A 12,231-nucleotide genomic window follows, 5' to 3' on the forward strand; every position below is an offset into this window, starting at 1 on the left:
TCTGCACCGCGCGGCGGAGACGGCGGAGATCGCGTTCGGCGACACCGAGGTGCCGATCCCGTACGACTGGCGGCTGGCAAGGTCAGAACGCCAGGCTCTGCCAACGGGTCACGTCGGCTGCCGACAGCGCCCGGGCGAAGATCGCCATGCGGTCGACCTCACCGGTGAGGCGTTGGCCGCCGCCCTGGTCGGCGGCGAACCGCAGTTCCCTGGTGTTGCATCCGAACACCGCCGGGCCGACCTGTGCGGTCGCCGCCACCTGGCCGTCGAGGTAGACGGTGAGGTCGCCGTCGTCGAGGGTGACCACCACGTCGACGTAGTGCCCGACGGGCACCACCGCGTTCGTCGTGACGCCCTGTCCGGCACCGATGACGCGTACCTGGTTCGACGGCGTGAGGTCGATCAGGATGCCGTCGGTGCCCGGGTCGCCGCTCGGTTGCGAGTCGAACAGCCGGCGGTAGCTGCCGCTGGTCGTCACCTTCACCTCGGCGGCGAAGGTGGCCCGGGGCAGGTAGCCGAGCCTGGTCGGTGCGGTGCGCAGGAACCTGTTGCCGTCCAACGCGAGCGCGGTGCCGGTCGGACCGTCGGCCACGTAGCCGGCTCCGCCCTGCACGGTCGCGTCGCGCCGGTAGGTCGACGCGTCGGGTATCACGTCGCCGGACGTCGGATCCCAGGCCACCAACAGCGTGTCGGGGCTCGGGATCGGGCACGGCGGCGGCACGGGCGACCGCACCGTTGCCGCGCCCGACGACGTCCAGCCGGGCCCGGTCCAGGTGCCGGTGAGTTTGGCGGTGCCGGGTTGCGCCGCCGAGGTCACCGTCGTGGTGAACGTGTACGTCTTCGCCTGGCCCCTGCGCAGCTTCGGCACCCGCACGGTCGCCGGCTCGACCGTCCACCCGTCGGGCGCGACGAGCGTCACCGTTCCGGCCGGCACGTCGCCCGCCGCCGACACGGTGACCGCGACCGGCGCGGTGTCACCGACCTCGAGTTCGGCCGGCGCGGCGACCGCGACCGACGTCAAAGCGACGGCGACGTATTTCCGGTCCTTCACAGCCTCGAACGTCACCGTGTCACCGGTACCCGAGGTGCGCACCGCGCGGCCCGTGCGCTCGTCGACCAGCGTGTACCGGCCGGCGAACAGCGGGTTGCGCAGCGTCACCGGTCCCGATTCCCCCGCGGTCACGGCGATCCGTTGCGCCGCACCGCTCGCCCACGCGACGTCGACGGTCAGGTCGCCGCGCGCCTTCAGGCCCGTCACCGAGCCTTTCGGCCACGCGCCCGGCAGCGCCGGCAGCACCTGCACCTCGCCGGTGTGGCTCTGCAGAAGCATCTCGGCGACGCCCGCGGTGGCGCCGAAGTTTCCGTCGATCTGGAACGGCGGGTGGGTGTCCCACAGGTTGGCCAGGGTGCTGAACCGCAACTGCTCGCTCAGCATCTTGTGGGCGTGGTCGCCGTCGAGCAGCCGCGACCAGAAGTTGATTTTCCACGCCTTGCTCCACCCGGTTCCGCCGTCGCCCCGCGCGGTGAGCGACACCTTCGCCGCTTCCGCGAGTTCGGGGTCGGTGAGCGGCGCGATCTGGTTGCCGGGGTGCAGGGCGAACAGATGCGAGACGTGCCGGTGCTGGTCGGTCGGGCTGTCCCAGTCGCCCTTCCACTCCTGCAACTGGCCCCACGACCCGATGCGGGTGCCCGGATCGAGCCTGTCGAGCGCGGCCCGCACCTCGGCGCGGAACGCCTCGTCGTCGCCGAGGATCGTGCCGGCGTCGAGCAGGTTGGTGAACAGACCCCACACGATCTGTTGCGACATCGAGGCGCCGGCGGTGAACTCGCCGTTCTCCGGCGAGAAGCTCGGCGAGACGACGAGCTTGCCGTCGCGCGGGTCGACCACCAGTTCGTCGATCCAGAACTGGGCCAGTTCCTTCATCAGCGGGTAGGCCCGGTCGCGCAGGAACCGCTCGTCCTTTGTGAACCGGTAGTGTTCCCAGTAGTGCTGCGCCAGCCAGGCGCCGGCCTCCGGGAACCAGAACGACTGCGGGTAGTTGTGCAGCCCGGTGAAGCCGTACGGGTTGGTCTCGTTGTTGACCACCCAGCCGCGGTTGCCGTAGATCTGTTGCGCTGTCACACGTCCGGGCGGCACCATCGCGTCGACGTAGTCGAACAGCGGTGCGGTGGTCTCCGACAGGTTCGTCGTCTCCGCCGGCCAGTAGTTCATCTGCAGGTTGATGTTGACGTGGTAGTCGGCGTCCCACGGCGGGTTGGTGACGTTGTTCCACACGCCCTGGAGGTTCGCCGGCAACGAGCCGCCGCGCGACGACGCGATCAGCAGGTACCGGCCGTACTGGAAGTACAGCGCCTCCAACGCCCGGTCGGCCGGCGAGGTGCCACCGGTGTAGGCGCGCAGCAGGTCGTCGGTCGGGAGGTCGGGCATCGCCTGGCCGATGTCGAGCGCGACGCGTCCGAACAGTTCGGTGTGGTCGCGCCGGTGCCGCTCCAGCAGGTCGCGGTAGTGCCGTCGGCTGGCCCGGTCGACATTCCGGGTGACGGACGGGTGCGGGTCGGCGCCGCGGTAGGTCGGATACGTGTCGGCGTAGTTCGTGCCGGCGCCGAGCACCAGCACCGCCGCGTCGGCCCCGCTGACGCTGACCGTGCCGTCGGCGTTGTCGGTCCGGGTGCCGCCGTCGGCCGTCACCTGGAGCTGGCTCTCGTACCTCAACCCGTTGTCGTTCAACGCGCCGGCGAACGTGATCCGGCCCCGGCTCGCTGTGGTGGTCTTCGACCGGTTGCCGGGCGCGGTGACGCCCGCGGTGAACGCCACCGCGCCGCGCGTGTCGGCGCTGACGCGCACCACGAGCACGTTGTCGGGGTTGCTGGCGAAGTACTCGCGGGTGTAGCGCACCCCGTCGTCCACATAGGACACCCGGGCCACCCCGTTGGCGATGTCGAGGCTGCGCCGGTACTGCTCGACCGGGCCGGGGTCGGCCGGCAGCCGCAACGTGAGGTCGCCGAACGTGTTGTACGACCCGAACCCGCTCTTCGGCTGGCCCAGCCGTTGCGCGATCTCGTTGGGGGAGATCCGCAGCCGCTCGTCGAGATCCCGCTGCACGTCGGCGATCGCGGTCGGCCGCGGCGTGGTCCAGTTTCCGAAGTTGTAGCCCTGGGCGGACCCGGGGCCACCGGTCCACAGGGTCTTCTCGTTGAACTGCACGGTGTCGGTGGCGACGCCGCCGAAGACCATGCCGCCCATGGCGCCGTTGCCGATCGGCAGGGCCTGGGTCTCCCAGTCGGTGGCGGGTTCGTCGTACCAGAGCGTGAGCGGGTCGGCGCGGTGGCCGTGCGACCCGGCGGGACCGGCCGGCCGGGCGGGGTCGGCCGAGGCGGCGGGGGAGAGGGCGACGGGCGGCACGGTGACGAGTGTGACCGCGATCCCGGCGGCGGCAAAGCACCGCCACCGGGCGGTCCGAGGAGAGGAGACGGCGGGAAGGTCGGGCATGAGCGTCTTCCTTCGGCGGGCATGCATCCGATGTCTTCCGGTCGACCATACGGACGAAACGCCCCTCGAACAACCCTCCTCGCCTAATACATCCGATCTATGATCCACGCACCGGCGATGGGTCGCTGCCTCCCGGTGTGCCGGGGACGGCCAGGCCGGTTTCGTAGGCGTACATCACCAGCTGGGCCCGGTCGCGACAGCCCAGCTTCAACAGCAGCGAGCTGACATGCGTCTTGACGGTGCCGTAGCCCAGGTTGAGCGCCTCGGCGATCTCCTGGTTGGCGAGCCCGCGGGCCACGGCCCGCAGCAGGTCGCGCTCGCGGTCGGTGACGCTCGCGTGCACCGGCCGCAGGGCCGGCAGCGTGGCGAACAGCTCGATCAGGCGCCGCGTGACGGTGGGTGCCAGCAGTGCCTCGCCGCCGGCGACGACCTCGATCGCGTCGAGCAGGTGCTGCGGGCGGACGTCCTTGAGCAGGAAGCCGCTCGCGCCCGCACGCAGTGCCGCGTGAACGAGGTCGTCGTCGTCATAGGTGGTCAGCATCAGCACGCGGGTCCCGCGGCAGCGCTCGTCCGCGACGATCCGTCGGGTCGCCTCCAGCCCGTCCAGGCCCGGCATCCGCACGTCCATCAGCACCACGTCGGGCCGGGCGGAGCGGGCCAGCGCGACCGCGGCCCGCCCGTCGCCGGCCTGTCCGACGACCTCCAGGCCGGGGTGCGACTGCAGCAGGAGCACGAACGCGCTCCGCACCAGTTCCTGGTCGTCGACGACCGCGACCCGGATCATCGCGGGTCCGCGCCGGTGGGCAGGTCGGCACGGACCCGGAACCCGCCGTCGGCGGTGGCTCCGGCCGTCAGGCTGCCCCCGACGGCCCGGGCCCGCTCCTGCAGCCCCAGCAGCCCGAAGCCCGGCCCGGCCGGCGTCACCCCGGCCCGTTCGCCGGTGCCGGTGGCCTCGACCACCACCCGCAGGGCCGTCGGTGCGTAGCTGATCCGCACCGTCACCGGACGGTCGGGCGCGTGTCTCACCGCGTTGGTGAGGGTCCTCCTGCACCACCCGGTACGCGGCCAGGTCGACCAGGGCGGGCAACTCGTGCGCCGTGCCGTCGACCCGCACGTCGACGCTCAGCCCCGCCTCGCGAACCCCCTGGACCAGGGTCTCCAGCGACACCAGGCCCGGCACCGGGGACTGCGCGTCGTCGCCGCCGCGCAGCAGACCCACCACCGACCGCGTCTGCGCCAACGCGCGGCGGCTGGTCTCGGCGATGACCTCGAGCGCCCGCGCGGCCGCGTCCGGATCGCCGCGCAGCAGGTGCGCGCCCACGCCCGCCTGCACCGCGATCAGCGACATGCTGTGCGCGACCACGTCGTGCAGGTCCCGCGCGATCCGCAGCCGCTCCTCCACGACCGCCTGCCGGGACGCGACCTCGGCCCGCGCGCCGGCGGCGGCCAGGAGGTCGCGCTGATGGGCGCGCCGTTGCCGTACCGCGTCCCCGATCGCGACCACCGCGACGCAGATGGCCGCGCTCGTGGCGACGTCGATCACGGCGAGATCGGGGACGCCCGCGCGCTGCAACGCGACGAACGCGACGACGACGAGGAGCAGGCCGACGACGGCCTCCCGACGGGTGCCGTGGGCCGCGACCGCGTAGAGGGCCAGCATCGTCAGGTACGGCAGCACGCCGGTGAAGTAGGAGCCGCCCGAGACGACGAACGCGGCCACCGCCACCATGGCCAGTCCCAGCAGGGGTCGACGCCGCCGCAGTCCGGTGCCGGCGGCGCCCACCGCGGTCAGCACGACGGCGATCGGGGACGCCGGCCGCAGGGCCGGGTCGATCGCGGCGACGTCGGCGCTGACCAGAACCGCGACGGCCAGCACGGCCGCGAGCACCGCCAGGACGGCGTCCACCCACTCGGGCGCGCGCCGGACCGGCAGGGATAGCACGCCGGTATCGGGCCTGGTCATGCCGCGAATGGTCTGCTCATGCCGCGAATGGTACGGACCGGTGGGGCCGCGGTCCTCCGCTTCGCGGCCAGTACCGCCTCTGTCTGCGGACAGAGGCCCGCCGCTGGTGTCGGGTCTCCCGGCAGAGGCGCCCGGGGCGGGCGGCGCGGGACGGTAAGGGCCCCCGAACAACCGGAGCCGAACGTGTTCACCACCCTGTCAGCCACCACCCGAGCGGTGACGTACTACCTGATGGCACTCACGATGTGCGTCGTGCTCGCCCTCACCTGGCCCAACGGCGAAGCCGCCGCGGTCCTCGCCATGTTCACCCCGATGCTGTCCGTCCTCCTCATGCAACTCGTGGTCACCCGCGACGGCTGGCGCCGCAGCGGCTGGACGCCGCTGGGTCTTGGCCGGCTCGGTATCAGGTTCTGGCCCGCGGCCGTCGGCCTGCCCGCGGCCATCCTGCTCGTCTCGGAAGCGGTCCTCCGACTGACCGGGCTCACCACGTGGCACCTTCCCTCGGGGTCCGACACCGTCCTGACGCTCATCGACCTGCCGGTGATGCTGGTGTTCGTGTTCTTCGAGGAGATCGGCTGGCGCGGGTACTTCGGGCCGCTGCTGGCCTCGACCGGACGACGCCTGCCGCACCTGCTCACCGGGCTGCTGCACGGCATCTGGCACCTTCCCCTGGTCTTCTTCGCCACCGGCGGGTATCTCACCGAGGGAAACCGCTGGATCATCGTCCCGATCTTCCTCGCCGTCTTCACCTGCGCGGGGCAGTTGTACGGCTGGATCCGCGAGGTCAGCGGAAGCGTCTACCCGGCCGTGATCCTGCACACCGCGTTCAACATGGGTCTCACCATCGCCGTCATCGGCACCGCCACGAACAGCCCGGACACCGTGGCGGCGGTGGGCCGCGAGGCCGGCATCGTGACCCTCGTCGCGGTCGCCGCGGCGGCGCTGTGGGTCTCGACCCGGCGGACCGCCGCCCTCGGCGACCCGACGTTCCCCGCGGTCGCCGACCGCGCGAACGTCCTTTGAGGACGATCGAAGCGCGTGGAACTCCCGGCCACTTACATGCGCGCGTGCACGTAAGTATTGACATCGTCATGGTGTCGCTCATACTCGGGACGGAGCTGTCCGAGCATTGGAGCCGCAGATGGCCTCGGCATCGACATGGGTCCGCGCGAAGTCGAAGGTGCCCGTGATCGGCGGCACGCTGGCCTACATGCACGACCCGCTGACGTTGATGCGCCAGTTGTACGCCCGCCACGGCCCGGTGGCGCCGGTGCCGATGCCCGGCGCCACGACCGCGTTCGTGCTGGGCCCGGACGCCTGCGGTGCCGTTCTGCAGAACGGTGACAAGGCCTTCGTCAACGGGTGGACGCTGCTCGTCGGGCCGTTCTTCCACCGGGGCCTGATGCTGCTCGACGGCGCGGAGCACATGCAGCACCGGCGCATCCTGCTGCAGGCCTTCACCCGGGAACGGATCGAGGGCTACACCGCGGCGCTGCACCCGGCCGTCGCCCGGGAGCTGGAGTCCTGGCAGGGCGCATCCGGCTTCCGGGCGTACCCGGCGCTGAAGACGCTGACGCTCAACCTCGCCACCCAGATCTTCATGGGCGGCCACCGGATCGGCGACCCGGCGGAGCTGGACCGGGTCAACCGGGCCTTCATCGACTGCGTGCAGGCGGCCGGTGCGATCGTGCGCAGGGCGGTTCCGGGCAACAGGTGGTACCGGGCGACGCGGGGGCGCGCGCTCCTGGAACGCTTCCTGACCGACCAGCTGCCGGCGGCCCGCGACGCGGGCGGGAACGACGTGTTCTCGGTGCTCACCCGCGTCGAGGACGAGGACGGGGCGCGGTTCAGCGACATGGACGTCGTCAACCACATGATCTTCCTGTTGATGGCGGCGCACGACACGACGACCTCGACCGTGTCGACCGCGATGTACTACCTCGGCCGCGACCCCGAATGGCAGGAACGCGTGCGGGCGGAGGCCCTCGCGCTCGGGCCCGATCCGACGGTGCGGCAGCTGAACGAGCTGCCCGACCTCGACATGGTGATCAGGGAGTGCCAGCGGCTCGTCGCGCCGGTGCCGGTGGTCGCGCGGCAGGCCGTCAAGGACACCGAGGTGGCCGGGCGCCCGATCCCCGCCGGTACGCAGACGGCCGTCTGCCTGCAGCTGTCGCACTACCTGCCGGAGTACTGGACCCGGCCGGAGACCTTCGACCCCGAGCGGTTCTCACCCGCCCGCCGGGAGGACCGCTCGCACCGCTTCGCCTGGGCACCGTTCGGCGGCGGCGTGCACAAGTGCCTCGGGATGGCGTTCTCCGACATCGAGGTGCGGACCCTGCTGACGCAGCTGCTCACCCGGTTCCGCTGGTCGGTACCGGCCGGCTACGTCCCACCCATGAGCAACGTGTCGTTGCCCTTCCCCACCGACGGACTACCGGTCGACCTGCGGGCGCTGCCCGCCGTCAGGACAAGGACATCGTGATGAGCCGAGACATCTCCACCCGCACCGTCGTCGTCACCGGCGGCGCCCGCGGCATCGGCCGGGCGACCGCCGAACGCTTCGCCCGCGCGGGCGCCCGGGTGGCCATCGGCGACCTGGACGGCGACCTGGCTCACTCGGTCGCGGAAGAACTGGGCGTCGTCGGTGACCGGCTGGACGTGACCGACCCGGAGTCCTGGCGGGCGTTCCTCGCCGTGGTCGCGGACCTGGGACCGGTGGACGTCCTGGTCAACAACGCCGGGGTGATGCCGTTGGGTGCGGTCCTCGACGAGCCTGCCACGGTGCAGCACGCGGTGTTCGAGGTCAACGTGCACGGGGTCATCAACGGAACCAAGGCGGTCGTACCGGCCATGGTCGAGCGGGGGAGCGGGCACATCGTCAACGTCGCCTCGGCGGTCGGTCGGGCCGGTGTCGCCGGTGGCGCGACGTACTCGGCGTCGAAGTTCGCCGTGGTCGGGTTCAGCGAGGCGACGCGGCACGAGTTCCGACCGCACGGCGTCGACGTCACCGTCGTGCTGCCGACGATCGTGCAGACCGAACTGTCCGCCGGCGTCCCGTCCGCCAAGGGCGTCAAGCGGGTGACGCCCGACCAGGTCGCCGCGGTGATCGTCGACGCCGTCCGCAGACCGCGCCCGGAACTGTGGGTACCGACCTGGACCCGGGGGCTCACCAGGACGATGTCGGTGCTTCCGCTGCGGGTCCGCGAGGGTCTCGCCCGCGCGATGGGTGCCGACCGGGCACTGCTCGACGCCGACCCGACGTCCCGGAAGGCCTACGAGGACCGGGCGCGTCGCGGGGCCCGGGAGGAGACGCCGAGCTGACGGTCACCCGGCGGGCTGCGAGGCCAGCAGTTGGTCGCGCGCCGCGGGCCATCTCGCCCGGAGCTGGCGCTCGCTCGTCACCGCGCGCAGCAGCCGGAGACCACGAATGGTGGCCACCGCGGTGTTCACCAGCGGCTTGAAATCCTCGCGGCGGACGAGGTCGGGCGCCACCCGCTCGGCGGCGTCCGCCAGCGTGCGGGAGACCCGGCGGTCGAACGCGACGAGGTGGGTGCGGAGCTCGCTGTCGGTGTGGGCGGCGGCGAGGAGCTGCAGGTGCGCGTCGGCCTGTCGTCCGCTGAAGATCTCCCAGAGACTGTCCAGCAGCGCGGCATACTGCGCCCGGACGCTCGCGGCCGTCGGTATCCGGGTGCTCAGCAGCTCGTCGACCATCTCCTCGGTCAGCTGCAGCAGCGCCTCGATGACCAGGTCGGCCTTGGTGGCGAAGTAGTGCGCCTGCGCCCCCCGGGTGACGCCCGCACGGGTGCAGACGTCGGCCGTCGTCAGCCGCGCGTATCCCGAGTCCGCCAGGACGTCGATGGTCGCTCTCAGGAGAGCCTTGCGGGTCACCTCGCGGCGCTCGGCCTGCGTTCGGCGTGTTCTGACCGCCGCGCCCGCGGCCCGGCCGCTTGCCGCCGGTGCCGCCGCCGATGCTCCCGCCGCGCTCCCACCCATGGCGAAAACCTACCCGCTCAGGGCGGCGAGGCGGGCCGCCACGGCGTCGGCGGCGGGCATCGACAGCTCGACGTAGAGCCGGTGGGCGCGACGCAGGAACCGGCGCGCGTCGGGTGCGCCGTCGCGCTCGGCCGCGTCGGCCAGGGCGACCAGGGTGCGGGCCTGCAGCGCCGGCACGTTCTCCCGGGTCCAGTACCGCAGCGCGCGGTGCAGCCGCGCCGGAGCCTCGCGCACGCCTTCACGGACCTCGACCTCGCCGAGGCACAGTTCGCACAACGCGAGGCCCCAGTCGTACCCGCGGCGGCGGAACACGTCGATGACGTCCGTGAACACCTGCCGCGCCTCGGCGGACCGGGCCGGCTCGCGGGCGAGCGCCTCGCCCCGCACCCGCCGGCTCTGCGCGGCGCCGATCGCGTCGCCGACCCGGTCGAACAGCGCCGCGGCCCGGGCCGCCGTGCGCTCCGCCTCGCCCGGCCGCCCGTCGGCCAGGAACACGCCGGCGAGCCCGCGCCCGACGTACGCCTGCGCGAACAGGTCGCCGCAGCCGCGGGCGACCGTCGACGCCGACCGCAGGGTCCGCACCGCCGCCGCGACGTCGCCGCGTTCCCGGCGCACGAAGCCGAGGCTCGACAACGCGATCGCCCGGTTGGCCGGAAGGCCGACGTCCGCGAGGCCGTCGGCCGCCGCCCGGAGTTCGGCCTCCGCGTCGGGCAGCCGCCCGGCGAGCCCGAGCGCGAACCCGAGGTCCTTGCCGGCCAGCGCCCCCTCGCGACGATCGGACACCTCGGTCGCCAGGTCCTTCGCCTGCCGCAGCGTCGACATCGCCCGGTCGAGGTCGCCGAGCTCGACCAGCGCCGCGCCGAGCGACCGCAGCATGGCCGCCGTACCGGTCCGGTCACCGGCGGACCGGCAGCCGGCCAGCGCCGCCTCGGACACGCGCCGCCAGTCGTCGTAGTAGGCGCAGAACTCGAAGAAGTCGGCACCGCGCCCCGCCAGGCGCCGCGCGTGGTCGGTCAGCCCGGCGTCGACGCAGGCCGGCACGAGGGCGACGAGCGCCTCGCGCTCGGCCTCGAACCACGCCACGGGACGCGGGACCTCCGGGCCGGCGGGCTCGTGGTGGTCGTCCAGGTGGAAGTGCTCGCAGTGCAGGGCGGCGCTGGCCGACCTGGCCCGGGTCAGCCAGCCGCCCGCCGCCCGGGCCAGCGCGGTGGTCCACTGTGGACCGTCCACTGTGGACTCCCGGCACTCGCGGGCGAACAGGCGGCTGACGTCGTGGAACCGGTACCGGGGCTGGCCGGCCTGGTCCGGGCCGGTCGGGTCGACCAGCCGGGAGTCGACCAGCTCCTCCAGGGCGGCGGTACCGGCCGACGGGGCGCAGTCGAGCAGCGCCGCGACGGTCCACTCCGGAAACGACCGCACGGGCAGCGCGCCGAGCAGCGCGAACGCCCGCCCGGCCGGCGCGCCCAGGCCGCGCCACACGAACCGGAGCCCGGTCCGGACGGCGAGGTCGCCGTGCCGCAGCTCGTCGAGGCGGCCGCGCTCGTCGGCCAGGCGTTCGTTGAGGATGCCGAGCGTCCACTGTGGACGGGCGGCGAGTTTCGCGCCGGCGACCCGCACCGCCAGCGGCAGCCCGCCGCACACCTCGACGAGCGCCGCCGCGGCCGCCGGTTCGGCCGCTACCCGGGCGGCACCGGCCACCCGGCCCAGCAGGTCGACGGCCACCGGCCCGGCCAGCGGGCCCAGGTCGACCGCGGCGACGCCGGGCAGCCCGGTCAACGGCAGCCGGCTGGTGACGACCGCGGCCGCGGCACCCGCCGGCAGCATCGGGACGACCTGGGTGTGGCTGACCGCGTCGTCGAGCAGGATCAGGATCCGGCGGCCGGCGAGCCGGCTGCGGAAGAGGGTGGCGCGGGCGTCGAGCCCGGCGGGCAGCGCCGACCCGTCGACGTCGAGGTCGCGGAGCAGGTCGGCGAGCACGTCGGCGGGGTCGACCGGGTCACCGGCCGGATCGCGGAGGACGGCGAAGAGCTGGCCGTCCGGGAACGCGTCGGCGACCCGGTTTCCGACGTGGACGGCCAGGGCCGTCTTCCCCACGCCGGGCGGCCCGGAGACCACGACCACCCGGGCATCGCGCAGGGCCGCCTCGATCTCGGCCAGCTCCCCGGTGCGCCCGACGAAGTCGGGCAGGTCGGCGGGGAGCTGGTGCGGGGCGGGCACCGCGGGCGGCGCCGGGGTGCGGCGGGGCCGGTACCGGGCGGTGCCCGCCCGGACGAACTCGTCGCGGACGCCACCGGTGAGGTCGAGCGCCGCCGCGAGCCGCTCCACGCTGCTCGGACGCGGCGTGCGACCGTGCTCCAGTTCCCGCACCGACCGGGCGCTGACACCGGCCCGGTCGGCCAGCGCCTCCTGGGTCAGCCGGCCCGCCAGCCGGTACCGACGCAGCAGATCGGCGAATGTCGCTGGCACGATCGGGACGCTACCGGACGCACCTGAACGTCCCCTCCAACGTCCTGGTGCCGCCCCGGTCGAGGGCCTTCGATGGAGCCGTCCGGCCGCGCCTGCGGCCGGCGGTCACGGGAGGATCCACATGACGGCAACCATCATGGCGTTGTCCGACCGCCTGCTCGGCCTGGTCGTGCCGAAGGCGACGGCGCAGGCCCGCTCCTGCAGTTGGGTGTGGTGCTACTGCTCCGGCATCTGGGGCGTGTACCGCAACTGCTGCTACAGCGGCGGCAACTACACCTGCGGACCGTGCGTGCCGAAGAACAAGTACGAGTGCTGAACC

The 12,231-nt window shown here is 73.2% G+C and carries 8 protein-coding genes; 4 read left to right on the forward strand and 4 right to left on the reverse strand.

The window, feature by feature from the left end:
- Positions 1-82: 82 nt before the first annotated feature.
- Together Vau01_RS23300 and Vau01_RS65695 are read right to left on the reverse strand one after the other, a co-directional pair.
- Positions 83-3,490: a glycosyl hydrolase family 95 catalytic domain-containing protein gene (locus tag Vau01_RS23300; protein WP_203996293.1), complete on the reverse strand. Its 3,408-nt coding sequence runs from the start codon at positions 3,488-3,490 to the stop codon at positions 83-85.
- 97 nt (positions 3,491-3,587) lie between these two features.
- Complete coding sequence (locus Vau01_RS65695; protein WP_203996295.1) at positions 3,588-5,453, reverse strand: helix-turn-helix transcriptional regulator; 1,866 nt, start codon at positions 5,451-5,453, stop codon at positions 3,588-3,590.
- A gap of 183 nt (positions 5,454-5,636) precedes the next feature.
- Between Vau01_RS65695 and Vau01_RS23310 the strand changes: the two genes are divergently transcribed.
- The 3 genes from Vau01_RS23310 to Vau01_RS23320 all read left to right on the forward strand — a co-directional run bounded on the left by Vau01_RS23310 (position 5,637) and on the right by Vau01_RS23320 (position 8,774).
- A complete protein-coding gene (locus tag Vau01_RS23310) occupies positions 5,637-6,476 on the forward strand; it encodes a CPBP family intramembrane glutamic endopeptidase (protein ID WP_203996297.1) in 840 nt (279 codons plus the stop codon).
- A gap of 118 nt (positions 6,477-6,594) precedes the next feature.
- A complete protein-coding gene (locus tag Vau01_RS23315) occupies positions 6,595-7,935 on the forward strand; it encodes a cytochrome P450 (protein ID WP_203996299.1) in 1,341 nt (446 codons plus the stop codon).
- The gene (locus Vau01_RS23320) at positions 7,935-8,774 is read left to right on the forward strand and encodes an SDR family oxidoreductase (RefSeq protein ID WP_203996301.1); all 840 of its coding nucleotides are present in this window, start codon (positions 7,935-7,937) and stop codon (positions 8,772-8,774) included. The genes Vau01_RS23315 and Vau01_RS23320 overlap by 1 nt, the downstream gene beginning before the upstream one ends.
- Positions 8,775-8,777: 3 nt before the next feature.
- On the opposite strand, the gene Vau01_RS23325 is transcribed toward Vau01_RS23320, so the two are convergent.
- Together Vau01_RS23325 and Vau01_RS23330 are read right to left on the reverse strand one after the other, a co-directional pair.
- Entirely contained in the window at positions 8,778-9,446 is a 669-nt protein-coding gene (locus tag Vau01_RS23325) for a TetR/AcrR family transcriptional regulator (protein WP_203996303.1), read from the reverse strand.
- Positions 9,447-9,455: 9 nt separating this feature from the next.
- Entirely contained in the window at positions 9,456-11,912 is a 2,457-nt protein-coding gene (locus tag Vau01_RS23330; protein ID WP_203996305.1) for a helix-turn-helix domain-containing protein, read from the reverse strand.
- Between the two features lie 121 nt (positions 11,913-12,033).
- On the opposite strand from Vau01_RS23330, the gene Vau01_RS23335 reads away from it, so the two are divergent.
- Complete coding sequence (locus Vau01_RS23335) at positions 12,034-12,228, forward strand: hypothetical protein (RefSeq protein ID WP_203996306.1); 195 nt, start codon at positions 12,034-12,036, stop codon at positions 12,226-12,228.
- Positions 12,229-12,231 lie beyond the last annotated feature (3 nt).

The organism is Virgisporangium aurantiacum, from assembly GCF_016863635.1.
GTDB classification, from domain to species: Bacteria; Actinomycetota; Actinomycetes; order Mycobacteriales; family Micromonosporaceae; genus Virgisporangium; species Virgisporangium aurantiacum.